Here is a 24327-nt window from a genome sequence, read left to right as displayed (position 1 = left end):
AGCGCGATGCCCGAGCGAGCCGACGGGAGCCCGCGCTGGATCGTCCGCCGCGCCCTGAAGGTCGCGGTGGCGGGCGCGCTGCGCGCGGCAGGCGCGCACCGCGCGGTGGGGACGCTGCGCCGCCGGCAGGCGGGGGGCGCGCGGGTGCTGGTGGTCTCGTACCACCGGGTCACGCACGACTACCGGGCCAGCGCGCGCGAGGGGCTCGCCTCGCTGCTCGTCTCCGCCGGCACGCTCCGCCGCCAGCTCGAGCAGCTCGGGCGGACCCGCGACCTCGTCAGCCTGGCCGACGCGCGGCGGATCCTGGCCGAGCCGCCCGGGACGGCGCGCGCCCGCGACGTCGTCACCGTCACGTTCGACGACGGCTACGCCGACGTCCACGGGGTGGCGCTGCCCATCCTGCGCGCGCTCGGCGCGCCGGCGACCGCGTTCGTCGTCACCGGCCTGGTGGGCACGGCGCGGCGGCTCCCGCACGACCGGATCTACGCGGCGCTCGCCGAGCTGACGGCGCGCGGGATCCCACCGGAGCGGGCCGGGCTGCCGCGCGGCGCGCAGGCGCTGCTGGACGCGTGCGCGCGCGCCGGGCCGGCCGCCACGCTGGACCGGCTCATCGCGCGCCTGCCGCAGCCCCGCCTGCTCGAGGTGGCGGACGCGCTCGCCGCGCGCGTCGGCCTCTCCGATCCCGACCTGCCGGCGGGGACGCGGCTGCTCGACTGGGACGAGGTCCGCGCGCTCCAGGCGGGCGGGGTGGAGGTGGGCGGCCACACGGTGACCCACGCGGTGCTGCCGCACCTGCCGCCCGGCCGCGCGCGCCGCGAGATCGCCGGGTGCCGGGATGCGCTGGCGGAGCGGCTGGGGCGGCCGCCGCGCGCGTTCGCGTACCCGAACGGCTACCACACGCCGGCGGTGCGGCGGCTGGTGGCCGACCTCGGGTTCCAGGTGGCGGTCACCACGGAGGACGCGGAGAACGTGCGCGGCGGCGACCCGCTCGCGCTCCGCCGCAAGATGGTCTGGGAGAACACCACGCTCGGCCCGGCCGGCTACAGCCCCGCGCTGGCCACCTGCAACCTCGAGGGCGTGTTCACCGCGCTCGGGCTGGTGCGCCCCGTGCCGGGCGAGTGGCGCGCGCTGGCCGACGCCGAGGAGGAGCGCGCCCGGCCGCCCGGCCGCCCGCCCGGTCCGCGCCGCTCGCGCGCCGCGGCCGGATGACTCGCGCCGCCGGGGTCGCGCGGGGCGCCGCCCCGTTCAAATGCTCGCCGCCGGGGGCCCCGCGGACCCAGCTTGTCTCCGTGGCCGCGCTCCAGGGCAGGGACATCGTCTGCTTCTCGAACGACTGGGACGGCGATCCGCTCTCCAAGACGCACATCATGCGGATCCTGGCCCGGGACAACCGGGTGCTGTGGGTCAACTCGCTCGGCAACCGCGCCCCGCGCGCCAGCGCCGCCGACGCCGCGCGCATCTGGAAGAAGCTGCGCGACGCGGCCCGCGGGCTCACCGAGCCGGAGCGCAACCTGCACGTGCTCGCGCCGCTGTACGTCCCGGCCTACGGCCTCGGCGCGGTGCGCCGCCTGAACCGCGCGCTGCTGCGCCTCCAGGTCAGGACGGCCATGCAGCGGCTGGGCTTCGGCCGGCCCATCTCCTGGAGCTTCCTGCCCAGCGCCGCCGCGGTGGCCGGCACGCTCGGCGAGGCGCTGGTGGTCTACCACGTGGTGGACGAGTTCTCGGCGTTCAGCGACGCGAGCGCCCACGTGGCCGAGCTCGAGGCGCGGCTGCTCCGGCGCGCCGACCTGGTGATCGCGTCGTCGGAGCGGCTGCTGGCGGCGAAGCGCCTCGTGAACCCGCGGGCGGTGCTGGTGCGCCACGGCGTGGACCACGCGCACTTCGCCCGCGCGCTCGACCCGGCGCTCGAGGTGCCCGCGCCGCTCGCCGCGCTGCCGCGGCCGGTGATCGGGTTCTTCGGGCTGGTGGCGGACTGGATCGACCTGCCGCTGGTGCGCCAGGTGGCCGACGCGTACCCGCAGGCGTCGGTGGTGCTGCTCGGCAAGGTGATCACCTCCACCGCCGCGCTGGACGGCGCCCGCAACGTCCACCTCCTCGGCCGCCGGCCCTACCAGGAGCTGCCGGCGTGGTGCCGCGGCTTCGACGTCGCCATCACCCCGTTCCGGCGCAACGAGCTGGCGCTCGCGGCGAACCCGCTCAAGGCGCGGGAGTACGTGGCGGCGGGGCTGCCCAACGTCTGCACCGACCTGCCGGAGCTGCGCCAGGTGCCCGGCTGCACCGTGACCCGCACGCCGGAGGAGTTCGTGGCCGCGGTGGGCCGCGCGCTGCGCGCGGGCGGGCCGGACCCGGCGCGCTCGGCGCTGGTCCGCGCCGAGGGCTGGGAGGCGAAGGTGGACGAGCTGAGGGCGCACGTCGAGGCGGCCGAGCGCGGCGCGGTGCCCGCGCGCATCCAGGCCGTGCCGGGCTAGGGGGCTGGATGCGGGCACGGGCGGAAGCGGCGTCGCTGGACGTGGCGCTCCTGGCGCGGGAGGCGGGGCTGGAGCGCGCGTCGCGGCGGTGGAGCCGGACCGCGCACGCGGCGGCGCTCGGGTTCGTGGCGATGCTGTACGCGAGCCCGATGTACTGGTGGCCGGAGCTGGAGCGGCTGCGCCTGGGCTTCGTCACGATGGCCCTGTGCGCGGCGGCGGTGGTCGCGCACCGGCTCTCCTCGGGCGAGCGCATCCGGCTGGGCGGCGGCGGGAGCCTGCTGCTGCTCGCCTACCTCGCCTTCATCCCGCTCTCGCTCACCTGGACGCTGTCGCGCCCGGACACGCTCCACGCCGTGGTGGACGGCGCCAAGATGGCGGTGGTCTTCGTCGCGATCCAGAACGCGCTCGACGCGCCCTCGCGCCTCGGGCGGTTCCTGCGGGTGGCGGCGCTCGCCTCGCTCGGCCCGGCCCTCGGCGGCGTCTGGGTCTGGGCCAACGACGACCACCTGGTGGAGGGCTTCCGCACGCACTGGCGCGGGCTGTACGGCGATCCGAACCGCCTGGCGATGAGCCTGGTGGCGGTCCTTCCGTTCGCGCTGCTCGGGGCGATGCGCGCGCGCCGGCCGGCCGCGCGGGTGCTGTTCGCGGGCGTGGTGGCGGCACAGGTCGCGGCCATCGTGCTCACCCACTCGCGCTCGGGCGCGGTGGCGGCGGCGCTGGCGGCGCTCCTGTTCCTCCTGCGCGGGCGCGGCGCCAGGCTGCGCGGGCCGCTGGCGGCCGCGGCGCTGCTCGCGGGCGTGGTGGCGCTCGCGCCGCAGTCGTTCTGGGAGCGGTCGCGCACCATCGCCGACTACCGCGACGACGCCTCGGTGGCCGGCCGCGAGCACGCCTGGAAGGTGCTCGGGAACATCGTGGACGAGCGGCCGCTCTCCGGGGTCGGGGCGGGCGCGTTCCTGGCGAGCTGGGCGCGGTACGCGCCGCTGGAGGCGGGGGGCCGCCGCTACGTGGCCCACAACCTCCTGCTCGAGATCGTGGGCGACCTCGGGATCCTCGCGTTCGCGCTGTTCGCGGCGTTCGTGGCGTGGCTGCTCTGGCAGACCTGGCGCGCCGGCGACGATCCGCTGGTGGGGCCGGAGGCGCGCGCCGTGTTCGCCGGGCTCGCCGGGTACCTGGTGTGCGAGATGGCGAACGGCTACTCGCTCTCGTGGTTCCTCTACTTCCTGTTCGCCTGCGCGGTCGCCGCCGTCCGCCTGGCCCGGGTGCGCGCCGCGGCCGGGGAGCGTGCGGCCCCGGCGCCGGCGCCGGGCTGGTGACGCCGTGCCCGAGCCGCGGCGGATCCTGATCTTCCAGAACCGCTTCCGCATCGGCGGGCAGGAGCGGCAGACCGTCCTGAACGTCCGGTCGATGGACCGCGCGCGCTTCGAGCCGGTGGTGGCGGTGCTGCACCTCGACGGCGACCACCTGCAGGACCTGGAGGTCGCGGGCGTGCGGCCGGTGGTGTTCGACGTGGGCGGGCGCATGATCCGCCCCAACACCGCCTGGCAGCTCGCGCGCATCGTCCGCTTCGTCCGCACGGAGCGGATCGCGGTCATCCACGCCCAGGACGTGTACACGAACGTGCTGGGGGTGCTGGCGGCGCGGCTGGCGCGCGTCCCGGTCATCCTGACGCGGGTGGACCTGGGCCACCACCTGGAGGGCTACCGGCGCCCGCTGCTGCAGGCGGCCTCCCGGGTGGCCGATCGCGTGCTGGTGAACGCGCTCTGCATCCGCGACCTCGCCGTCCGCGAGGGGGTGGAGGCGGACCGGGTCGCGGTGGTGCGCAACGGGGTGGACCTGGAGGCGCTGGACCTCGAGGCGCGCCGCGCGCCGGACCACCCGGTGCCGGAGCCCGGGGCGGTGGTCTGCATCGCGAACATGCACCACCCGGTGAAGGGGCAGTCCGACCTGCTGGTGGCCATGCGCGAGGTGCTGCGCACCCGGCCGGACGCGCGCCTGGTGCTGGTGGGCGAGGGCGTGCGGCGCCCGCTGCTGGAGCGCCTGGCGCGGCGCCTCGGCATCTCCGACCGGTGCCACTTCCTGGGCCACCGGCTGGACGCGCCGGCGCTGCTGGCGCAGGCGGTGGCGGGCGTGTCCGCGAGCTACGCGGAGGGGATCTCCAACGCGATCCTGGAGAGCATGGCGATGCGGCTCCCGGTGGTGGCGACGCGCGTCGGCGGGACGCCGGAGGTGGTGCGCGAGGGACAGAACGGCTTCCTCGTGCCGCCCGGCGCGCCGGCGGCGCTGGCGCGCCGGATCCTCGACCTGCTGCGCGACCCGGCGCTGCGGCGCCGCATGGGCGAGCGGGGCCGGCGGATCGTGGAGGAGGAGTTCGGGCTGGCGCAGATGCGCCTCTCCTACGACGCGCTGTACCAGGACCTGACCGAGGACGCCTCGCCGCGGATCGTGGCCGGGCTGGGGTGAGCGGGGCGCGCGGTCAGGGCTTCGCCGGCTCCTCCGCGGGCACCGCCGTCTCGCGCTTGTCCGGGGGCTGCGACTCGTAGCGGCGCATCGGCGACGTGACCGGCAGGACGGTGAGCGGCTCCCCGGCGGCGCGCGAGAACGCCGCGCGCAGGAAGTCGCGGTTCATCCGCGCGATCACCTCGAGCTGGATCCCCGCGGGACACACCGCCGCGCACTCGCCGATCGAGGTGCAGTGGCCGAAGCCCTCGGCGCGCGCCTGCTCGGCCATGGAGCGCACGCGCAGCGGGCGCTCGGGCTGGCCCTGCGGCAGCAGCGACAGGTGCGTGATCTTCGCGCCGGTGAACAGCGCCGCCGAGGCGTTGGGGCAGGCCGCCACGCAGGCGCCGCACCCGATGCACGCGGCCGCCTCCATGGCGCGGTCGGCGTCGGTCTTCGGGACGGGCAGGGCGTTCGCGTCGGGGGCGCCGCCGGTCCGCACCGAGACGTAGCCGCCCGCCGCGACGATCCGGTCGAGCGCGCCCCGGTCCACCACCAGGTCGCGCACCACCGGGAACGCGGCGGCGCGCCAGGGCTCGAGGCGCAGGACGTCGCCGTCGTGGAAGTGGCGCATGTGCGTCTGGCAGATGGTGGCGTTCCGGAGCGGCCCGTGCGCCTCGCCGTTTACCAGGAACCCGCAGGTCCCGCAGATCCCCTCGCGGCAGTCGGAGTCGAACGCGACCGGCATCTCGCCGCGCTGCACCAGCGCCTGGTTCAGGACGTCGAGCATCTCCAGGAAGGACATGTGCTCGCTGACGTCGGTGACCTCGTACCGGACGAACCGGCCCTCCGCCCGCGGGTCCCGCTGCCGCCAGATCTCGAGGACGATGCGCACGCGCCCCTCACTTGTAGCTGCGCTGCTGGAGCGGCACGTACTCGAACGCGAGCGGCTCCCGGTGCAGCGCCGGGGCCTCGCCCGGCCCCTTCCACTCCCACGCCGCCACGTAGGCGAACCGCTCGTCGTCGCGGAGCGCCTCGCCGTCCGGCGTCTGGTGCTCGACCCGGAAGTGCCCGCCGCAGGACTCCTCGCGGTGCAGCGCGTCGCGGCACAGGAGCTCCGCCAGCTCCAGGAAGTCGGCCACGCGGCCGGCGCGCTCCAGCTCCTGGTTCAGCTCCTCGCCGGTGCCCGGGACCCGCAGGTCGCTCCAGAACGCCTCCCGGATGCGCGGGATCTCGGCGAGCGCGTGCTCCAGCGACGCCCGCGAGCGCGCCATCCCCGCGTCGGTCCAGAGCAGCGTGCCCAGCTCGCGGTGCAGGTCGTCGGCGGTGCGCCGGCCGCCGATGGACAGCAGCCGCGCGGTGCGCGACGCGACCTCGCGCTCCGCGTCCCGGAAGGCGGCGTGCGAGGTGTCCACCTTCGCCTGCGCGCGGGCCACGTGGTCGCCCACCGTGTAGGGGACGACGAAGTAGCCGTCGGCGAGCCCCTGCATGAGCGCGCTCGCGCCGAGCCGGTTCGCCCCGTGGTCGGAGAAGTTCGCCTCGCCGAGCACGAACAGGCCGGGGATGGTGCTCTGCAGGTCGTAGTCCACCCAAAGGCCGCCCATCGTGTAGTGCACCGCCGGGTAGATCCGCATCGGCACCTCGTGCGGATCGTCGCCGGTGATGCGCTCGTACATCTCGAACAGGTTGCCGTACCGCTCGTCGAGCACGCGCCGGCCCAGCCGTGCGAACGCGTCGCGGAAGTCGAGGTAGACGCCCAGCCCGCCGGGCCCGACGCCGCGCCCCTCGTCGCAGACGGTCTTGGCGGCGCGCGAGGCGATGTCGCGCGGCGCGAGGTTGCCGTAGGTCGGGTACATCCGCTCCAGGTAGTAGTCGCGCTCCGCGTCGGGGATCTCGGCGGGCGGGCGCCCGTCGCCGCGGCGGGCGGGCACCCAGACCCGCCCGTCGTTGCGGAGCGACTCGCTCATGAGCGTGAGCTTCGACTGGTACTCGCCGGAGCGCGGGATGCAGGTGGGGTGGATCTGCGTGTAGCAGGGGTTCGCGAACAGCGCGCCCTTGCGGTGCGCGCGCCAGACCGCGGTGGCGTTGCAGCCGCGCGCGTTCGTGGAGAGGTAGAAGACGTTGCCGTAGCCGCCGGTCGCGAGCACCACCGCGTCGCCGGCGTGCGAGCGCACCTCGCCGGTGACGAGGTCGCGGGTGACCACGCCGCGCGCCCGCCCGTCCACCAGCACCAGCTCCAGCATCTCGCAGCGCGGGTGGCTCGCCACCTTGCCCGCCGCCACCTGGCGCTGCAGCGCCTGGTAGGCGCCGAGCAGGAGCTGCTGGCCGGTCTGGCCGCGGGCGTAGAACGTGCGGGAGACGAGCGCGCCGCCGAAGGAGCGGTTCGCGAGCAGGCCGCCGTACTCGCGCGCGAACGGCACGCCCTGCGCCGCGCACTGGTCGATGATGTTCACCGACAGCTCGGCGAGCCGGTGGACGTTCGCCTCGCGCGAGCGGAAGTCGCCGCCCTTCACGGTGTCGTAGAAGAGCCGCGCCACCGAGTCGCCGTCGTTCTGGTAGTTCTTCGCGGCGTTGATGCCGCCCTGCGCGGCGATCGAGTGCGCGCGCCGGGGGCTGTCCTGGTAGCAGAACGTCTCGACCTCGTAGCCCAGCTCGGCCAGCGAGGCCGCCGCGGACGCACCGGCCAGGCCGGTGCCCACCACCAGGATCCGGTGCCGGCGCTTGTTGGCGGGGTTCACGAGCTTCAGCTCGTACTTGCGCTGCGCCCACTTCTGCTCGATCGGTCCCGCCGGGATCTTCGCGTCGAGCGGCATGCGCGCTACCTCACCACGCCGACGACGACCGCGAGCGGGATGGCGGTGAACCCGATCGCCAGGATCCACGCCACCGTCACCGCGAAGCGCTGCAGGCCGGGCAGGCTCCGCCGCGTGGACACGCCCAGCGACTGGAACAGCGACCACATGCCGTGCCAGAGGTGGAAGCCGAGCGCGATCATCGCCACGACGTAGATGGCGACGCCCAGCCCGCGGCCGAAGGTGGCGAGGACGTTGTGGTAGACCTGCCCCGGCCGGAAGTCCGGGTTCACCACGCCGATCGTGAGATCGAGCAGGTGGTACACGACGAACCCGAGGATGAGCAGGCCGCTCCAGATCATCCCGCGCGCCGCCGGGGTGGAGGCCACCGGCCGGTAGGTGGCGTAGTCCACCGGCCGCGCCTCCCGCCGCAGCACCGAGAGCTGGAGGCCGGCCGCCACGTGCACCAGGAACGCGAGCAGCAGCACCGCGCGGACCGACCAGAGCAGCGCCGGCGAGACCCGGAGCAGCTCCGCGTAGCGATCGAGCCGCGCCGCCCCCGCGAACACCTGCAGGTTGCCGAGCAGGTGCCCGACCACGTACGCGAACAGCACCAGGCCGGTCACCGCCATCAGCGCCTTCTTGCCGATCGACGACGTCCACAGCGCCGCGAGGCGCGAGGGCCGCGGCACCGGGCGTGCGATCGGTCTGGTTTCGGCGGCCACGCGCTCAGACGGTGGGATCGGGTGCGCGGGGCGGCGACGACCCAACCGGATGGCCGGGGCCCCGGCGCCCGCGGCCCGGCGTGGGCCGGCGGCCGGGCGTCAGTGCAGCGAGCGCGTGGGCGCGCCGCCCTCGTCCCCGCCGGCGAGCTGGCGCTCGACGGTGTACAGCACGTCGTCGAGGTCGAACGGCTTGGCCAGCCAGTCCTCCGCGCCGATCTCCTCCGCCCGCAGGCGGGCGTTCTCCGCCGCGGTGACCACCACGATCGGGCAGGCCCGGCCGTAGCGGCTGCGGAACTCGCGCGCGAACTCCCACCCGTTCATGACGGGCATGCGCATGTCGAGCAGGATGACGCCCGGCATCTCCGCGGCCACCGCCGCCAGCGCGGCCCGGCCGTCCGGGGCGGTGCGCACCCGGTGGCCCGCGTCGGCGAGGACCATCTCGAGGAGCGACGACAGGTCCTGGTCGTCCTCCACCACGAGCACGCTGCGCCTCACGAGGCCTCCTGCGCCGCGAGCGGCAGGCTGAAGTGGAAGGTGGAGCCCTGGCCCGGGACGCTCTCGAACCACATCCGGCCGCCGTGGCGGGTGACGATCTCGCGGCTCATGTCGAGCCCCAGGCCGAGGCCGCCGTAGTCCTGGTCGGTGCCGGCGTGCGCGCGGTAGTAGCGCTCGAAGATGCGCGGCTGCCGCTCGGGCGGGATCCCCAGCCCGTGGTCCGCCACCGAGACGACCACCTCGCCCCCCAGCGTCTCCACCCGCACCTGCACCGGGCCGCCCGCCGGCGAGAACCGGATGGCGTTGTCGAGCAGGCTGGTGAGCACGCGCAGGATCCGCTCGCGATCCGCGTGGACCACCGCGGGCGCGGGCGCCTCCGCCTCGAGCGCGTGACCGGGCGTGGACGGGCGCGCCTCCTCGATGGCCTCGGCGACGAGGGAGGACACGTCGAACGTGTCGCGGCGGCCCTCGCCACCCTGGAGGCGCAGGCGGGACGTGTCGAGCAGGTGCTGCACCAGGCGGTTGAGCCGGTCCACCTGTCGCTGGATCACCGCCAGGCCCGGATCCCCGGGCGCGCGCTTCTGCATGAGCTGCGCGTAGGCCTTCACGACCGCCAGCGGGGTCTTGAACTCGTGCGCGGCGGTCGAAAGGAACTCCTCGCGCATCTCGTCGAGCCGGCGGGCGGCGGTGACGTCGCGCAGCACCGCCACCGCCAGCACGCGGTGCCCGGCGCCCTCCACCGGCGCGGCCGAGACGCTGAAGTAGACGTCGGCGCCGTCGGCCCGCCGGGCCATCGCGTCGTAGGCCTTGATGCGCTCGCCGGAGAGCGCCCGCACCGCCGCGTAGCGCTCGTAGGGCACCGGCGTGCCGTCCAGGTACCGGAGGTCGAAGCGTCGCCCCCAGTCGCGGAGCGGGACGAGCAGGTCCTCCTTCGTGGCGACCCCCAGCAGCTCGACGGCCGCGCGGTTCGTCTCCACGATGCGGCCTTCCTCGTCGACCAGGAGCACCGCGTCCACCATGCTGTCCACGGTGGCGCGCACCTCGGCGCCGAGCGTGCGCAGGCCCAGGTCGCCGCGCCGGATCAGCTCGAGCAGCAGCGCGGAGGTGACCACCACGAAGAACGCGCCCTTGACGGTCTGCGCCCGGCCCCGCAGGACCGGATCGGGCACGAGGTGGACCAGCACCGCGTCGGAGAACGCGATCCAGAGCAGGCTGATCATGGCGTAGGCGGCCACGATGCGGCCCGGCGACCAGGCGCTCCGGCCGCGCCACCACCGCGAGGCTCGCGCGGGCTCCGTCCCCGGCAGGGAGGCGAGGGGCCTGTCCCCACCGGCCTGGATCCCGATCCGCACGAGCCCTGTCTAGCGGGAGATCCCGAGAAAGTCACCCGCCTGGGAGGGCCGCGTCTTCACGTTGGGTCAAACAGCCCCAGCTGTCCCCCGGTGCCGGGACGCCGGAAAGGGGACGGCCCGTCGAGTGGGGGCTCGGACCGGTCCAGCCCGAGGCGGGAGGCGTGGCGCGCGAACACCTGGGCGATCACGGCGGCGTACGCCCCGGTCCCGCGCCGCCGGGTGGGGAAGGCGGGGTCGTACGTCCGGCCCTCGCGCGTCTCGCGCACCAGGTGCATCACGCGCGCGGCGGCGTCGGGGAGCGCCGCCCGCAGCCGCTGCTCGAACACGGGCGCCACCGATCCGGGAAGGCGCAGCAGGACCCACGCGGCGCGCTCGGCGCCCGCCGCCCCCGCCGCCGCCAGCACCCGCGGGACCTGGTCGTCGAGCCCGGGGATCGCCGGCGCGACGAGGACGCCGGGCGAGAGCCCGGCGCGCGCCAGCCGCTCGATGAGGCGGAGCCGCCGCGCAGGGGAGGGCGCCCATGGCTCCAGCGCGCGCGCCAGCGCCGGATCGAGGAACGGGAGGCTCACCGAGATCAGCACGCGGGAGCACCGCGCCAGCTCCTGCAGCAGGTCGAGGTCGCGCTCCAGCAGCGCCGACTTGGTGACCACGCGGATCGGGTTCCGGTAGGCGGCGCACACCTCGAGGCAGCCGCGCGTGAGCCTCAGCTCCGCCTCGATCGGCTGCCACGCGTCGGTCCCGCCGGAGAACGCCACCTCCTCGCCCTTCCAGCCGGGCCGGTCGAACGCGGCGCGGAGCAGCTCCGGCGCGCGCCGCTTCACCACGATGCGGGTGTCGAAGTCGGTGCCCGCGCCCATGCCCAGGTACTCGTGCGTCGGCCGCGCGTAGCAGTACGCGCACGCGTGCATGCACCCGCGGTACGGGTTCACGCTCCAGCGGAACGGGATGTCGGGGCTGTCGTTGCGGGAGAGGACGTCCCGGGTGGCGTCCTCGAGCAGCGTGATCCGCGCGGGGGGCGGGCCGTCGTCCCACTCGATCTCGGCGGCGGCCCACGGGTTGGGCGGGTTCCAGGCGGCGCGCGGCTTCATGCCGGATGCGTACCGGAACGGACGTTCAGGCTCAAGGCCCGGGTGGGCGCGAGCTTTTCGCGGGGGCGGGCGCAAGCGCTGCGGCGCGGCGGCCGCCGGCGCAAGCGCTGCGCGTCGCTGAAATCACACGAGAAAATCGGATCCGGGCGAGAATCCCCGGCGGCCGTTCGCGGCTCCATCGCGATGGTCGGCGGTGCCGCCGGCGGGGAGCGCGAGATGGCGGAGGACGGCGTGCGCATCGGGCGGAGGACGTTCCTGGAGCTGGCGGCGGCGGGCGCGGCCGCGGGCGCCGCGGCGGCGCCCGATCGCGCGGAGGCGTTCGGCCTCGCGCAGGCCGACGACGCCCTGCCGCCGGAGCGCGAGGTCCCGACGTTCTGCGAGCTGTGCTTCTGGAACTGCGGGGCGGTGGCGCGCGTGCGGAAGAACCGCGTGCTCTCGCTGCGGGGGCACCCGCGGTACCCGAACGCGAACGGGAAGCTGTGCGGGCGGGGGCAGGCCGGCGCGGCGTCGGTGGTGGACGCGGACCGGCTCACGCACCCGCTGATCCGGACCGGCGCACGCGGCGAGGGGAAGTTCCGCCGCGCCGGGTGGAACGAGGCGTACCAGATCGTCGCGCGGGGCTTCGGCGACATCAAGGCGCGGCACGGCGCCGAGGCGCTCGCGCTCTTCTACCACGGCAGCGGCGGGCCCCTGCTCCGGCAGATGCTGGTGGCGTACGGCTCGCCCAACTACGCGGGCCCCTCGTACGCGCAGTGCAAGGGCGCCCGCAACGTCGGCTACCAGCTCACGTTCGGCGAGAAGCTGGTCTCGCCCGAGCCGATCGACCTGGAGAACGCGCGCGCGGTCGTGCTGTTCGGGTCGCACCTCGGCGAGAACGCGCACAACGGCCAGGTGCAGGAGCTGGTGAAGGCGCGCGTCCGCGGCGCGTCGCTGGTGGTGCTGGATCCGCGCCTCTCCACCGTGGCCTCGAAGGCCGACGTGTGGCTGCCCATCCGCCCGGGCGCCGACACCGCGGTGATCCTGGCCTGGCTCCACCTGCTCGTCGCGGAGCGCACCTACGACCGCGCCTTCGTGGAGGCCCGCACCACCGGCTTCGACCGGCTGGCGGCGCACGTGGCTCCGTTCGATCCGGCCTGGGCGGCCGAGCGCGCCGGCGTGCCGGCGCAGCGGATCGTGGACGCGTATCGCCTCATGGTGAACGCGATGCCGGCGGTGGTCGTCCACCCCGGCCGGCACACCGCCTGGTATGGCGAGGAGGACACGCAGCGCGCCCGCGCCCAGGCGATCCTCTCCGCGCTGCTCGGCGCCTGGTGGCGACCCGGATCGACCTACCGGACCGAGCGCGCCACCGTCGGCGACTACCCCACGCCGGACTTCCCGGACCTGCCCCGGAACGTGGACCAGGCCGCCGGCCGCTTCCCGTTCGCGGAGGAGGTCACCACCAACGGCCTCCGCGACGCCACCCGCACCGGCAAGCCGTACCCGGTGAAGGGCTGGTTCGTGCACGGCACGAACCTGGTGCAGGCGATGCCCAACGTGCGGGAGACGCGCGAGGCGATCGCGAACCTCGACCTGCTGGTGGTCTGCGACGTCGCGCCCACCGAGATCACCCAGTACGCCGACGTGCTGCTCCCGGAGGACACCTACCTCGAGCGCTACGACGACCTCTCGCTCGGCTTCACGCGGACGCCGTACGTGGGCCTGCGCCAGCCGGCGGTGGCCTCGCCGCACGACACGCGGCCCGCGTGGCGCATCGCGAAGGAGCTCGGGACCGCGCTCGGCGTGGGCGACTTCTTCCCGTGGGCGACGTTCGAGGAGTACCTCGAGGTCCGGCTCGCCTCCGCCGGCCTGTCGCTCGACCCGCTGAGGCGCGACGGGATCGCGCTCGTCCCCCGGAAGACGCCGCTCTACCTGGGCGACGGCGAGGCGTACCGCTTCCACACGCCGTCCGGCAGGATCGAGCTCTGGTCGCAGCGGCTCGCCGACGCGGGCTTCGACCCGCTCCCGGTGTGGAAGGGACCCCCGCCGCCGCCGCCCGGGCGCTTCCGGCTGCTCTACGGCCGCAGCCCGCTCCACACGTTCGGCCGCACCCAGAACAACCCCATCCTGTTCGACCTCGAGCCCGAGAACACGCTCTGGATGAGCCCGGCGGACGCGGCCGCGCTCGGCCTCGCGGCCGGGGAGCGGGTCATGGTCGGCAACGCCCACGGCAGCGAGACCGGGCCGCTCGCGCTGCACGTCACCGAGCGGATCCCGGACGGCGCGGTGTACATGGTCCACGGCTTCGGCCACTGGGCCCACCGGCTCCACCGCGCCCGCGGGCGCGGCGGCGACGACGGCGCGGTGATCGACGACTACGTGGTCGACCCCATCAGCGGCTCGACCGGCATGCGCACCCAGCTCGTCACGGTGCGCCGGGCGGAGGCGTGATGGCGCGCCACGCGATGCTGATCGACCTCGACCTGTGCGTGGGCTGCAAGGCCTGCGTGTCGGCCTGCAAGGAGCAGTGGGACTCCGGCCCCGGCGCGGCGCGCGACTGGGTCCACACGTTCGAGACCGGGACGCGCGCCGGCGGCGACCTCGCCGTCACGTTCTACCCGGGCGTGTGCATGCAGTGCGAGGCGCACCCGTGCACGGTGGACTGCCCGTCCGGCGCGACGTACGTGGACGCGAACGGCGTGGTGGTGGTGGACGCGGACGTGTGCATCGGCTGCGGCACCTGCGTCGCCGCGTGCCCGTACGGCGCGCGCCACGTGGACCCGGTGAAGAACGTGGTCGAGAAGTGCAACCTGTGCGCGCCGTTCGTGGCGCGCGGCGAGCGGCCGGCGTGCGTCGAGACCTGCCCGGCCGAGTGCCGCGTGTTCGGCGATCTCGACGACCCCGGGTCGGCCATCTCCGTCGCCGCCGCGGCGCGCGGCGCGCGCCCGCTGGCGGTGCCCGGGATCGACGTCCGGCCGCGCACGCTCTACGCCGGCGACCGTGCCCGCGACGTCGTGCTCGCCCAGGGCATCGCCCGCCCACCGCGCACCGCCTGGCTCACCTCGGCCTGGGACCGCGCGGCCCGGCCGCTCACGCGCGCGGTGGTGCCGGGGCTCGGCGCGCTCTCGATCGGCGGCGGGCTGCTCGTGAACCTGAAGGCGAGGATGGACCGCGTGCGCCGCGAGGAGGCCGAGGGCGCCTGCGCGCTGCCCTCGGCGCCGCCGCGCACGCTGCACCGCCACCCGGCCGGCCTGCGCGCGCTCCACTGGCTGAACGCGCTCTCCTGGATCGCGCTGGTCGTCAGCGGCGTGGGCCTGCTCTCCGCGGCGCGCTTCGCGCTGCTCGGCCCCGACGTCGCGGACGCCGTCGCCGCCGCGCTGGGCGGGCGGGCCGCGCTCCTCAGGCTCCACGTCGGCTGGGGGCTGGCCTGGGCCGCGGTGGTGATCCCGCTGTTCCTCCTGTTCAAGGGCGGCCTCCGGCACGTCCGCGAGGACGTGCGGGTGACGCGCGACGACCTCGCCTGGCTGGTCCGGAAGCCGCTCGCCATGGCGGGCGCGTGGCGCGGCCCGCTGCCGCCGCAGGACAAGTACAACGCCGGCCAGAAGCTGTTCGCGGTGCTGGTGCTGGTCGCCACCGCGACCATCGTCGCGAGCGGGCTGGTGATGACGTTCCACCTCGGACCCGCGGAGGTGGTCTCGGCGGCCGTCGTGGTGCACGGGCTCGCCATCGCGCTCGTGGTCGCCGGCCTGGCCGTCCACCTCACCATGGCGGTGGTCATCGCCGACGAGCGTCCCGCGCTCCGCTCGATGATCACCGGCCGGATCGACCTGGCGCACGCGGCCCGCCACAGCGCGAAGTGGGTGGCGAGGGCCGCGAACGAGCCGCACCCCGGGACGCCCGGCGCCCCGGACGCGAAGGAGGAGTGACGTGGAGCAGCGACCGTACTGGAACCCGTACAAGGCCGGCTTCCTGCTGGGCCTGGTGCTTCTCGCCAGCTTCGTGCTGACCGGGCGCGGCCTGGGCGCGAGCGGGTCGTTCAAGCACGTGGTGGCGGCCGGGCTGCACGCCGCCTCCCCCACCTGGACGGAGGAGAACGTCAGCGTGGGCCGGTTCTTCGCCGACCCGGCGCGCGCCTCGATGGACGACTGGATCGTGTGGCTCACCGCCGGCACGCTGCTCGGCGGCGGGATCGCGGTGCTCACGGCGCGGCGCTTCAAGGCCGAGACGGTGATGGGCCCGCGCGCGGATCGGCGCTGGCGGTGGGTGCTGGCGGGCGCGGGCGGGGCGCTGGCGGGCTTCGGCGCGCAGCTCGCGCGCGGCTGCACCAGCGGTCAGGCGCTCACCGGCGGCGCGCAGCTCGCGCTGGGGAGCTGGCTGTTCATGCTGTGCGTCTTCGCCGGCGCCTACGCCCTCGCGTGGTTCGTGCGCCGTCAGTGGATCTAAGGAGGCACGCCGTGGAAGGCCCTCTCTCCGTCGTCCTCCGGTTCTCGCACCCCGTCGAGATGATCGTCTCGGTGCTGGTGGGCATGGGCTTCGGCTTCGCGCTGGAGCGCGCCGGCTTCGGCACCGCCCGCAACCTCGCCGCCGTCTTCTACGGCCGCGACTTCCGCGTGCTGCGGGTGATGTTCACCGCCATCGTCACGGCCATGGTGGGCGTCTACTTCCTCGACCTCGCCGGCGTCGTGCCGCTCTCCACGCTCGGCATCCTCGACACCTTCCCGCCCGCGCAGGCGGTGGGCGGGCTCCTGGTCGGGGCCGGCTTCATCGTGGGCGGCTACTGCCCGGGCACCTCGCTGGTGGGGGCGGTCTCCGGCAAGCTCGACGCGCTCCTGTTCATCGGCGGGCTGCTCGTCGGCACGCTCGTCTACACGCTCGGCGCCGACACGTTCGCGCCGCTCGCCGACGCCGGCGGCCGCGGCCGGGTCCTGCTGCACGAGTGGCTGCGCCTCCCGTCCGGCGTGGTCGTGTTCGCGGTGGCGCTGCTCGCGGTGGGCGCGTTCTGGGGGGTGGGCCGGATCGAGCGGTGGGTGAACCGCCGCGCCACGCCGGCGGGGCAGGGGCCGCAGTCGGTGCCGTCCGGCGCCGCCGCCGCGGAGAGGAGGGCGCCGTGAGGATCACGAACCGGACCGGGGCCGCCGCGCTCGTCGCCGCGGCCGCCACCTACCTCGTGCTGGCGCTCGCCACCGGCCACTCGGCCCGCGCCGAGCTCCCGGTCGACCTGACGCCGCCGCCGGCGGACGCCGCGCTCGACGTGTGGAAGGCCGCCGCCGGGGTGGTCCAGGCGGCGGGCCGGGCGGCGGTGCTGGACGTCCGTCCCGCCGACGCCTACGCCCGCTACCACCTGCCCGGCGCGGAGAGCCTGCCGGGCGCGTCCGCGGAGGACGTGCTGGCGCACGCCCGCGGCCGGCCGTTCACGCTCGTCTACGCCGGGAAGGACGAGGTCGCGCTCCGGCTGGTGCAGGAGGCGCGGCGCGCCGACCCGGGCGCGCGGGTCCACTACCTCGTGGACGGCGCGCGCGCCTGGTACCTGGCGCTGGCGCTGCCGGTGCCGCTGTTCGCCGAGGCGGCCCCGCCGGCGGGCTACGCCGAGGCGCTGGCGGCGGCGCAGGCCGCGCTGTCGGCGCCCTCGCCCGACCGCGTGGCCTCGGGCGTCGAGGCGCTCCAGACGCTCGCGCGGCTCGACTTCCGGCCGGACCTGCTGAAGGCCGGAGGCAAGGCGAAGGCCGGCGGCGCGAAGAAGAAGATCTCCGGCGGCTGCGGGTAGCCCGGCGCGTCCCGGGCCCCTCGGCGCGGCACCTCGCCGCGCCTCTCGCGGGCGGCGCTGCCGCTAGAGTTCGCCCGTGTCCGCACCCCCGCCGCCGCCCATCTTCGCAGACCCCGAGCGCGCCGAGCGCGTCGCCGCGGTCCTGAAGGCCGTCGCCCATCCGCTCCGCCTGCGGCTCGTGGCGCTGCTCTGCCAGGGCGACGAGACCGTCGGCGGCCTGGCAGGTCGGCTCGGCGCCGACCCGGTCATCGTCTCGCAGCAGCTCCGGGTGCTGCGAGAGCACGGCCTGGTGTTGGCCGCGCGCGAGGACGGGTTCGCGCGCTACCGGATCGCCGAGGAGAACCTGCGCGGCCTGGTGCACTGCATGGAGCGCTGCCGCCGGTGAGGGGCCCGCCCCGAGGCGCGCCGCCTACGGTCGGGAGCGCGCGCCGGGGAGGGGACCGGGCTCGCGGGCGCCCATCGAGGCGAGCCCGAACGCCAGGAAGTACATCACCGCCACGAGCGGCGCGGTGCGCGCGAACTCGGACGGAGGGCCGAACAGCGTCTCCGGGTGCCCGCTCGCGCCGATGCGGGTGAGGAGCGCGTAGAACGCCTGCCGGAGCGCCGCGGCGGCCGCCCCGTAGATCACGATCCAGCCCAGGCCGCGCAGGCGCCAGCCGAACAGGAAGCAGACGATGATCTCCGGGACCACCTGGGCGCCGATCATCCAGGGCGGCACCTCGGGGGACACCGCGATCCACGGCAGGATCATCTGCTCGTGGATGACGTAGTGCTCGAGGACGAGCGCGAGCAGCAGCGCCGCCAGCGTGGCCGCGAGCCATCCCACCTCGCGCGCCCGCGCGCCCGCGGTTCCCCCATCCATGTGCGACAGCACATCACGGATCGGCCTCCGGGGCCAGACCGCCCGGGGGCGGCGTGCTATATAGCCCGCGCTTGACGGACCAGATCCTGATCGTGGCGGGCGAGGCCAGCGCGGACCTTCACGCGGCCCGGACCCTCCACGAGCTGCAGCGGCTCCGCCCCGGGATCACCGCCTTCGGCGTGGGCGGGCCGCGGCTGCGCGAGGCGGGGCTCGAGGCGCTCGCGCCGGCCGAGGACATCTCGGTGATGGGCCTCGCCGAGGTCCTCCCCCGCATCCCGCGGATCCTCGGGATCCTGCGGATGCTCGGCCGCGCCGCCGCCGAGCGCCGCCCCAGGGCCGCGCTGCTGGTGGACCTGCCGGACTTCAACCTCCGGCTCGCGGCGCGCCTCAAGAAGCTCGGGATCCCGGTGGTCTACTACGTGTCGCCGACCATCTGGGCCTGGCGCCAGGGCCGCGCGAAGAAGATCGCGCGGGTGGTGGACCGGATGCTCTGCATCCTCCCCTTCGAGGAGCGCTTCTACGAGGGCACCGGGGTGTCGGCCCGCTTCGTCGGCCACCCGTTCGCCGAGCGGCCGCCGCCCGGGCCGGCCGAGGCCTACCGCTCGGCGCTGGGCCTCCCGGCCTCCCGGACCACCATCGCCATGGTCCCGGGCAGCCGCCCGTCCGAGCTGAAGCGCCTGCTCCCGCCGATGCTCCAGGCCGCCGAGCGGCTGCGCGCGGCCCACCCGGATGCGCAGTTCGTGGTCCCGGTGGCGCCCACGCTGGACCGCGCCGCGCTCGAGCCGTACCTCGCGGCCCACCGCACGCTGGAGGTGCGCCTGGTGGACGGCCGCACCGAGGAGGTGGTCGGCGCGAGCGACGCGGCGCTGGTGAAGAGCGGGACCTCCACCCTGGAGGCGGGGCTCATGCTCCGGCCCATGGTGGTGGTCTACAAGCTGTCGTGGCTCTCCTACGCGGTGGCGCGGATGCTGGTGAAGATTGCGCACGTGGCGCTGGTGAACATCCTGGCAGGGAGGGGGATCGTTCCCGAGCTGCTCCAGGGGGACGCGAGCCCCGAGCGGATGGCGGCGGAGGTGGAGCACCTGCTCGGCGATCGCGCCGCGCGGGAGGCGCAGATCGCGGCGTTGCGGGAGGTGCGGGCGTCGCTGGGCGAGCCGGGCGCGCCGCTCCGGGTGGCGGAAGAGGTGCTGGGGGTGATGCGATGACGCCTGGGCGCGCGCTGGTGTGCCTGCCGACGTACGAGGAGCGGGACAACCTCGAGCCGATCCTCCGCGCGATCCTGGAGGCCGCGCCGTCCGTCGAGGTGCTGGTCATCGACGACAACTCGCCGGACGGGACCGGCCGGCTCGCCGACGCCTTCGCCGCGCGCGAGCCGCGCGTGCACGTGCTCCACCGCGCCGGCAAGGAGGGGCTGGGCCGGGCGTACCTGGCCGGCTTCGCCTGGGCGCTGGAGCGCGGGTACGACCTCGTGCTCGAGATGGACGCCGACTTCTCGCACGACCCGAAGTACCTGCCCGCGCTGCTGGCCAGCGCCGCCGACGCCGACCTGGTGCTCGGCTCGCGCTACGTGCCGGGAGGCGGGACGGTGAACTGGGGGCTCGGGCGGAAGATCATCTCGCGCGGCGGGAGCCTCTACGCCCGCACCATCCTGGGCGTCCGCGTCCGCGACCTCACCGGCGGCTTCAAGTGCTTCCGCCGCGAGGTGCTGGAGGCCATCGACCTGCCCTCGGTGGAGTGCTCCGGCTACGCGTTCCAGATCGAGCTGACGTACCGGGCCATCCGGCGCGGGTTCCGGGTGGCGGAGATCCCCATCGTGTTCGCCGACCGCCGGGTGGGGCAGTCCAAGATGTCCCGGCGCATCGTGCTCGAGGCCATCCGCAAGGTGTGGGCGATCCGCTTCTCCGCGTTCGCGCGCGCCGAGCCGCGGCCCGGGCTGCCGCCGGCGGCCTGACCGCGCCGCTCCGCGCTTTCCCGCCCACCGCGGGCGAGGTAGGCTGCGCGCCCGATGGCCCTGCAGCTCGCGACCCTCTGCTTCGTCTCCTTCTCGGCCCTGTTCTTCGTGGTCGACCCGTTCTCGGCGGTGCCGTTCTTCCTGGCGCTGACCCGCAACGACGACCCGCGCCGGCGCCGCGAGATCGCGCTGCGCGCCTCGGTGACCGCGTTCGCCGTGCTCGCCGCGTTCGCGCTCACCGGGGAGTGGATCTTCCGCCTCCTCGGCATCGGCCTGCCCGCGTTCAAGGTCGCGGGCGGCGTGGTGCTGCTGCTGCTCGCCCTGGACATGGTGCGCACCCAGCCGTCCCGGACCCGGATCACGCAGGGTGAAGTGGACGCCAGCGCCGACAAGGAGGACGTGGCCATCGTGCCGCTGGCCATGCCGCTGCTGGCCGGCCCCGGCTCCATCGCCACCGCCATCGTGCTGATGGTGCGCGCGCGCAGCGAGGACTGGTGGCACCCGCTGCCGGTCCTGCTCGCCATCGCGCTCACCTGCCTGGCCAGCTACCTCATCCTTGCGGGTGCGGCCCGGACCGAGAAGGTGCTCGGGCGCACCGGCCTCGCCATCCTGGAGCGCGTCGCCGGCCTGCTGCTGGTGGCCATCGCCGTCCAGTTCATGATGGACGGGCTCGCGGAAGGGTTGCCGCGGCCCTTCCGGCTCCAATAAATCCCCGGTCCCCCACCTACCCCCGAGGAGACCATGCCCCGCGTGAAGAACTTCAATGCCGGCCCCGCCGCCCTCCCTCTGCCCGCGCTGGAGCGCGCCCGCGACGAGTTCCTCGACTTCGCCGGCAGCGGCATGTCGGTGATGGAGCACTCGCACCGCGGCAAGGAGTACGAGGCGGTGCACGACGAGGCGCTGGCGCTGCTCCGCGAGCTGCTGGGCGTGCCCGACGCCTACGACGTGCTGTTCGTGCAGGGCGGCGCGTCGCAGCTCTTCGCGCAGATCCCGATGAACCTCGTCGAGAAGGGCCGCGGCGCCGACTACCTGGTGACCGGCGCCTGGGGCGAGAAGGCGTTCTCCGAGGCGAAGGCCGCCACCGCGATGCTGGGCGCGTCGGCGCGCCTGGCCGGCACCACCGGCGAGGGCGAGGGCAAGGAGAAGCGCTACGTCCGCGCCGCCACCGCCGCCGACCTCCAGGTCTCGCCCGACGCGGCGTACCTGCACCTGACCTCGAACGAGACCATCCACGGCGTGCAGTTCGCGGTGGATCCGGCCCGGCCGTTCCCGGACGCGGGCAAGGTCCCGCTGGTCGCGGACATGTCGTCCGACTTCCTGTGGAAGCCGGTGGACGTCTCGCGGTTCGGGCTGATCTACGCGGGCGCGCAGAAGAACATCGGGCCCTCGGGCGTGGTGGTGGTGATCGTCCGCAAGGACCTGGTGGCCGCCGGCCGCAAGGACATCCCGAAGATCTTCCAGCTCCGAACGCCGGCCGAGAACAAGTCGCTCTACAACACGCCGCCCACCTTCGGCATCTACATGATCCGGAACGTGCTCGCGTGGCTGAAGGGGCTCGGCGGCCTGGGCGCCATGGAGCAGCGGAACCGCGCCAAGGCCGGGAAGCTGTACGGCGTCATCGACGCGAACCCGGGCTTCTATCGCTGCCCGGTGGAGCGGGAGAGCCGGTCGGTGATGAACGTGGTGTTCCGGCTGCCGGCCGAGGCCGACGAGGAGCGCTTCGTGAAGGAGGCCAAGGCGAAGGGCATGGTGGGCCTGAAGGGCCACCGCTCGGTGGGCGGCATCCGCGTGTCCACCTACAACGCGGTCGAGCCGGCCTGGCTCGACGAGCTCTGCGCGTTCATGCAGGACTTCGCGAAGCGCGGCTAGCGCCGAGCCCGCTCGCCGCGCCCGCCGGGCCCGGTCCCTCCGCGCGAGGGCCGGGCCCGCCGTCGTTCAGGGGCAGGGCTGCGACGGCAGCTCGGCGATCCACTGGCGAACCAGCGCCAGCCCCTCCTCGCTCACCACGCTCCGCCCGAGCTGCGGCATCACCGCCACCGGATCGGTCGCGGCCACGCGATACACGAGGATCGACGCGTCGGGGTCGCCCGGTACGACGTCGTAGGCGAGCCCACCCGACCCGGGCCCGGCCGCGACGGGCGGCTTGCAGACGCCGAGCTGGTACGGGTCGGTCACCCCGGTGCCGAGGTACAGGCCGGTCGTCCGCGCCAGGCCGCCGGGCGAGTGGCAGAACGCGCAGTTCACCTCGAGCCAGGCGCGGGCGCGCGCCGCGACGCTCCCGGTGCCGGGATCGTTCCAGACGGGCAGGCGGGGGGCGTCCGCGGGCGCGGGCGCGCCCTCCAGGATCCCGGCCGCGCTCCAGTGCGCGAGCTGGTTCTCCGGGCCCGAGGGATAGGCCAGGGTGCGGTTCAGGTTCCGGGCCGTCGGGCCGAGCAGGTGGAGCGCGCCGTCGGGCGTGTCGGCGTGGCAGCGCGCGCACTGGGTGACGCTCGGGACGAGGTAGCTCGCGGTCACCGCCGCGCCCGAGGGGGTGACCAGCGGGAGCTGGAGCACCGCGCCGCCGGGCTGGAACGTCGCGTCCGTCTGCGCGGCGTTCCACAGGTACGGGAACCCGCGCCAGCCCTGCGCGGTGCGCACGAGCAGCCGCGTCTCGAGCAGCCGGAGCGCGGCGGTCGGGGTCCGCAGGTCGGGCGGGAGCGCGAACGTCTTCGTGACGATCGCGCCCACCGGCAGATCGAGCGGCGCCTCCGCGTCGTACGCGGCGCGCGTGCCGGGCGGCAACCACACGGTGCGGGTCTTGAGGGCGTAGTCGGAGAACAGCGGCGTGTTCAGGTCGTAGGGCACGACCCCGGGCCGCGGCGCGACGGTGCCGCCGCCCGCGGCCTCCACCAGGCAGAGCTCCGACAGCCGCTGCGCGGGGCGGTCGGGATCGAAGCCGGCGCCGGGCGGGCTGCACGGGCCGGCGGGCGCGCCGGAGGAGCCGCCGCCGCACCCGGCCAGCCCGGCCGCGAGCGCCAGCGCCGCCGCGGAGCGCCTCACGGCAGGACGACCGCCGGCAGCGGGTCGAGCGCGCAGCGGAACGCGGTGTCGTCCGGATCCGGCGTCCACGGGTCGCTCGCCGCGCCCAGGCTGAGCCAGGACGCGCCCGCGGCGACGCAGATCTCCTGCGGGTTCGCGCCCGAGCCGGTCGGGTCGGGGATGCCGTCCCACATCACGTCGGGCAGGTCGGCGCCGAGCGCGGTCCGGACCTGGCCGAGCGCGGCGCCGAGCGGGGTGGCCGCGTCCGGCGCGGTGCCGTTCCCGGAGATGGTGTTGCCGTGCACGTGCACCCGGCGCGGGAACGGATCGTAGCCGTCGGGCGGCGCCTGGCCGGTGAGCAGGTAGCTGATCACGCCCACCGCGGCGGTCTGGTTCCCCTGGATGGTGTTCCCGAACACCTCCACGTCGTGGTTCGCCATCACCACCACGCCGGAGCCGGCCGGCACGATGGCCACGATGCCGCCCGCCGGGGCGAAGTTCGGGTGGTCGTTGTCGAGGATGCGGTTGTCGAACACCCGGACCGAGTGCCCGCCCTGCTGCGGCAGGCCGGGGAGGTCGAACACCAGCACGCCGGCGGTGTTGCCGTGCAGGTGGTTGCCGTGCACGTCGGCGTCCCAGCTGTTCTCGATCTCGACGCCGGCGACGTTGCCGGTGGCCTCGTTGTCCCGGACGACGATGTTCTGCGACTGGCCCACGTAGATGCCGGTGTCGGTGGCGCCGGAGGTGAAGCAGCCCTCCACCAGCACGTCCGTGGACTGCACCGGGTAGATGCCGTAGCCGCCGTGGGTCGAGAGATCGGGGCGCGTCCAGGACACGCCCACGTTGCGGATGGTCACCCCGGCCGCGCCCACCACCTTCACGCCGTTCCCGGCGGTGTCGCGGATCGAGAGATCGCTCAGGGTGAACGCGTCGCCGCTCGCGCCCACGCCCTCCGCGCCCACCTGGCCCGCGAAGTCGAGGACGGTGGCGTCGCGCCCGGCGCCGCGGATCGTGACCCCGTTCGCGGTCACCTCGAGCGCGTTCGCGAACCGGAACGTGCCCGCGCCGAACACGAAGGTGGCGCCGTCGGGGGCGAGCGCGACGGCGCCCTGGATCCGGTCCTCGGTGGTGCCGGCCGGGAACGCGGTGCACGGGGCCGTGACGCCGGCGCACGGGTCGGCGGGCTTCGGCTTCGAGTCGGAGCCACAGGCGAGGAGCAGCGCGGCGGTCAGGGAGGCGGCGAGCGGACGAGCGGTCATGGTCACGCTCCGTAAGAAGCGCGCTGCACCGTCCGCAAGATCCACCGTCGAGCGCCCGGGAGGTCAACCCCAAGGAGTGATCCGTGGCGCACTGCGCCAGGATCCCGGTCGGGGCGGCGGCGCTGCGCCCTCGCGCGC

The 24327-nt window shown here is 75.2% G+C and carries 23 protein-coding genes; 14 read left to right on the top strand and 9 right to left on the bottom strand.

What is annotated here, in order from left to right; all coding sequences use genetic code 11:
- Positions 1-6: 6 nt before the first annotated feature.
- The 4 genes from ANAEK_RS13725 (at position 7) to ANAEK_RS13710 (ending at position 4928) form a co-directional block, all read left to right on the top strand.
- Positions 7-1209 carry a polysaccharide deacetylase family protein gene (locus tag ANAEK_RS13725; RefSeq protein WP_012526733.1) on the top strand — a complete coding sequence of 401 codons (1203 nt, stop codon included), beginning with the start codon at positions 7-9 and terminating at the stop codon, positions 1207-1209.
- 80 nt (positions 1210-1289) lie between these two features.
- Positions 1290-2468, top strand: a complete 1179-nt coding sequence (locus ANAEK_RS13720) for a glycosyltransferase (protein WP_012526732.1) — start codon at positions 1290-1292, stop codon at positions 2466-2468.
- A gap of 8 nt (positions 2469-2476) precedes the next feature.
- Entirely contained in the window at positions 2477-3781 is a 1305-nt protein-coding gene (locus tag ANAEK_RS13715; protein ID WP_012526731.1) for an O-antigen ligase, read from the top strand.
- Positions 3782-3785: 4 nt separating this feature from the next.
- On the top strand, positions 3786-4928 hold the full coding sequence (locus ANAEK_RS13710) for a glycosyltransferase (protein WP_012526730.1): 1143 nt from the start codon (positions 3786-3788) through the stop codon (positions 4926-4928).
- A 13-nt stretch (positions 4929-4941) separates the two neighbouring features.
- Here ANAEK_RS13710 and ANAEK_RS13705 read toward each other — a convergent pair whose 3' ends face one another.
- The 6 genes from ANAEK_RS13705 to ANAEK_RS13680 all read right to left on the bottom strand — a co-directional run bounded on the left by ANAEK_RS13705 (position 4942) and on the right by ANAEK_RS13680 (position 11356).
- The gene (locus tag ANAEK_RS13705) at positions 4942-5799 is read right to left on the bottom strand and encodes a succinate dehydrogenase/fumarate reductase iron-sulfur subunit (protein ID WP_012526729.1); all 858 of its coding nucleotides are present in this window, start codon (positions 5797-5799) and stop codon (positions 4942-4944) included.
- 7 nt (positions 5800-5806) lie between these two features.
- On the bottom strand, positions 5807-7717 hold the full coding sequence (locus tag ANAEK_RS13700) for a fumarate reductase/succinate dehydrogenase flavoprotein subunit (RefSeq protein ID WP_012526728.1): 1911 nt from the start codon (positions 7715-7717) through the stop codon (positions 5807-5809).
- A gap of 5 nt (positions 7718-7722) precedes the next feature.
- Positions 7723-8388, bottom strand: a complete 666-nt coding sequence (locus tag ANAEK_RS13695; RefSeq protein WP_012526727.1) for a succinate dehydrogenase cytochrome b subunit — start codon at positions 8386-8388, stop codon at positions 7723-7725.
- Positions 8389-8520: 132 nt separating this feature from the next.
- Complete coding sequence (locus ANAEK_RS13690; protein ID WP_012526726.1) at positions 8521-8916, bottom strand: response regulator transcription factor; 396 nt, start codon at positions 8914-8916, stop codon at positions 8521-8523.
- Positions 8913-10136 carry a cell wall metabolism sensor histidine kinase WalK gene (locus ANAEK_RS13685; protein ID WP_012526725.1) on the bottom strand — a complete coding sequence of 408 codons (1224 nt, stop codon included), beginning with the start codon at positions 10134-10136 and terminating at the stop codon, positions 8913-8915. Before ANAEK_RS13685 ends, ANAEK_RS13690 begins: the two co-directional genes overlap by 4 nt.
- Positions 10137-10324: 188 nt before the next feature.
- Positions 10325-11356 (bottom strand): PA0069 family radical SAM protein, encoded by a 1032-nt coding sequence (locus ANAEK_RS13680; protein ID WP_012526724.1) that lies wholly within the window; start codon positions 11354-11356, stop codon positions 10325-10327.
- Between the two features lie 216 nt (positions 11357-11572).
- Between ANAEK_RS13680 and ANAEK_RS13675 the strand changes: the two genes are divergently transcribed.
- From ANAEK_RS13675 to ANAEK_RS13650, 6 genes are all read left to right on the top strand, one after another.
- Positions 11573-13786, top strand: coding sequence for a molybdopterin-dependent oxidoreductase (locus ANAEK_RS13675; RefSeq protein WP_012526723.1), 2214 nt, complete (start codon positions 11573-11575; stop codon positions 13784-13786).
- On the top strand, positions 13786-15261 hold the full coding sequence (locus ANAEK_RS13670) for a cytochrome b/b6 domain-containing protein (protein WP_012526722.1): 1476 nt from the start codon (positions 13786-13788) through the stop codon (positions 15259-15261). Before ANAEK_RS13675 ends, ANAEK_RS13670 begins: the two co-directional genes overlap by 1 nt.
- Before the next feature lies 1 nt (position 15262).
- Positions 15263-15778 (top strand): YeeE/YedE thiosulfate transporter family protein, encoded by a 516-nt coding sequence (locus ANAEK_RS13665; protein WP_012526721.1) that lies wholly within the window; start codon positions 15263-15265, stop codon positions 15776-15778.
- A gap of 11 nt (positions 15779-15789) precedes the next feature.
- Positions 15790-16446: a YeeE/YedE thiosulfate transporter family protein gene (locus tag ANAEK_RS13660; RefSeq protein ID WP_012526720.1), complete on the top strand. Its 657-nt coding sequence runs from the start codon at positions 15790-15792 to the stop codon at positions 16444-16446.
- Complete coding sequence (locus ANAEK_RS13655) at positions 16443-17099, top strand: rhodanese-like domain-containing protein (protein WP_012526719.1); 657 nt, start codon at positions 16443-16445, stop codon at positions 17097-17099. The genes ANAEK_RS13660 and ANAEK_RS13655 overlap by 4 nt, the downstream gene beginning before the upstream one ends.
- A 76-nt stretch (positions 17100-17175) precedes the next feature.
- Positions 17176-17484 carry a helix-turn-helix transcriptional regulator gene (locus ANAEK_RS13650; RefSeq protein WP_012526718.1) on the top strand — a complete coding sequence of 103 codons (309 nt, stop codon included), beginning with the start codon at positions 17176-17178 and terminating at the stop codon, positions 17482-17484.
- A gap of 24 nt (positions 17485-17508) precedes the next feature.
- On the opposite strand, the gene ANAEK_RS13645 is transcribed toward ANAEK_RS13650, so the two are convergent.
- Entirely contained in the window at positions 17509-17961 is a 453-nt protein-coding gene (locus tag ANAEK_RS13645; protein WP_012526717.1) for a hypothetical protein, read from the bottom strand.
- Positions 17962-18014: 53 nt separating this feature from the next.
- On the opposite strand from ANAEK_RS13645, the gene lpxB reads away from it, so the two are divergent.
- The 4 genes from lpxB to serC are packed head-to-tail and all read left to right on the top strand — an operon-like array spanning position 18015 to position 21781.
- Entirely contained in the window at positions 18015-19166 is a 1152-nt protein-coding gene (gene lpxB / locus ANAEK_RS13640; protein ID WP_012526716.1) for a lipid-A-disaccharide synthase, read from the top strand.
- Positions 19163-19912, top strand: coding sequence for a polyprenol monophosphomannose synthase (locus ANAEK_RS13635; protein ID WP_012526715.1), 750 nt, complete (start codon positions 19163-19165; stop codon positions 19910-19912). The genes lpxB and ANAEK_RS13635 overlap by 4 nt, the downstream gene beginning before the upstream one ends.
- Positions 19913-19966: 54 nt before the next feature.
- On the top strand, positions 19967-20620 hold the full coding sequence (locus tag ANAEK_RS13630) for a MarC family protein (protein ID WP_012526714.1): 654 nt from the start codon (positions 19967-19969) through the stop codon (positions 20618-20620).
- Positions 20621-20653: 33 nt separating this feature from the next.
- Positions 20654-21781, top strand: coding sequence for a 3-phosphoserine/phosphohydroxythreonine transaminase (serC, locus tag ANAEK_RS13625; protein ID WP_012526713.1), 1128 nt, complete (start codon positions 20654-20656; stop codon positions 21779-21781).
- Between the two features lie 66 nt (positions 21782-21847).
- On the opposite strand, the gene ANAEK_RS13620 is transcribed toward serC, so the two are convergent.
- Together ANAEK_RS13620 and ANAEK_RS13615 are read right to left on the bottom strand one after the other, a co-directional pair.
- A complete protein-coding gene (locus ANAEK_RS13620; protein WP_012526712.1) occupies positions 21848-22951 on the bottom strand; it encodes an SO2930 family diheme c-type cytochrome in 1104 nt (367 codons plus the stop codon).
- Complete coding sequence (locus ANAEK_RS13615; RefSeq protein WP_012526711.1) at positions 22948-24189, bottom strand: parallel beta-helix domain-containing protein; 1242 nt, start codon at positions 24187-24189, stop codon at positions 22948-22950. Before ANAEK_RS13615 ends, ANAEK_RS13620 begins: the two co-directional genes overlap by 4 nt.
- Positions 24190-24327 lie beyond the last annotated feature (138 nt).

Source organism: Anaeromyxobacter sp. K, assembly GCF_000020805.1.
Classification (GTDB): Bacteria; Myxococcota; Myxococcia; order Myxococcales; family Anaeromyxobacteraceae; genus Anaeromyxobacter; species Anaeromyxobacter dehalogenans.
Note: the sequence above shows the minus strand (reverse complement) of the source record. Positions and strands in the feature narration are given on the sequence as shown.

What these genes read in the sequence shown, in the direction of transcription:
- ANAEK_RS13675 (WP_012526723.1), top strand. Translation starts at nt 11,573, where the DNA reads ATGGCGGAGGACGGCGTGCGCATCGGGCGGAGGACGTTCCTGGAGCTG.
- ANAEK_RS13715 (WP_012526731.1), top strand. Translation starts at nt 2,477, where the DNA reads ATGCGGGCACGGGCGGAAGCGGCGTCGCTGGACGTGGCGCTCCTGGCG.
- ANAEK_RS13615 (WP_012526711.1), bottom strand. Translation starts at nt 24,189, where the DNA reads ATGACCGCTCGTCCGCTCGCCGCCTCCCTGACCGCCGCGCTGCTCCTC.
- ANAEK_RS13680 (WP_012526724.1), bottom strand. Translation starts at nt 11,356, where the DNA reads ATGAAGCCGCGCGCCGCCTGGAACCCGCCCAACCCGTGGGCCGCCGCC.
- ANAEK_RS13635 (WP_012526715.1), top strand. Translation starts at nt 19,163, where the DNA reads ATGACGCCTGGGCGCGCGCTGGTGTGCCTGCCGACGTACGAGGAGCGG.
- ANAEK_RS13725 (WP_012526733.1), top strand. Translation starts at nt 7, where the DNA reads ATGCCCGAGCGAGCCGACGGGAGCCCGCGCTGGATCGTCCGCCGCGCC.
- serC (WP_012526713.1), top strand. Translation starts at nt 20,654, where the DNA reads ATGCCCCGCGTGAAGAACTTCAATGCCGGCCCCGCCGCCCTCCCTCTG.
- ANAEK_RS13645 (WP_012526717.1), bottom strand. Translation starts at nt 17,961, where the DNA reads ATGGATGGGGGAACCGCGGGCGCGCGGGCGCGCGAGGTGGGATGGCTC.
- ANAEK_RS13700 (WP_012526728.1), bottom strand. Translation starts at nt 7,717, where the DNA reads ATGCCGCTCGACGCGAAGATCCCGGCGGGACCGATCGAGCAGAAGTGG.
- ANAEK_RS13670 (WP_012526722.1), top strand. Translation starts at nt 13,786, where the DNA reads ATGGCGCGCCACGCGATGCTGATCGACCTCGACCTGTGCGTGGGCTGC.
- ANAEK_RS13685 (WP_012526725.1), bottom strand. Translation starts at nt 10,136, where the DNA reads ATGATCAGCCTGCTCTGGATCGCGTTCTCCGACGCGGTGCTGGTCCAC.
- ANAEK_RS13630 (WP_012526714.1), top strand. Translation starts at nt 19,967, where the DNA reads ATGGCCCTGCAGCTCGCGACCCTCTGCTTCGTCTCCTTCTCGGCCCTG.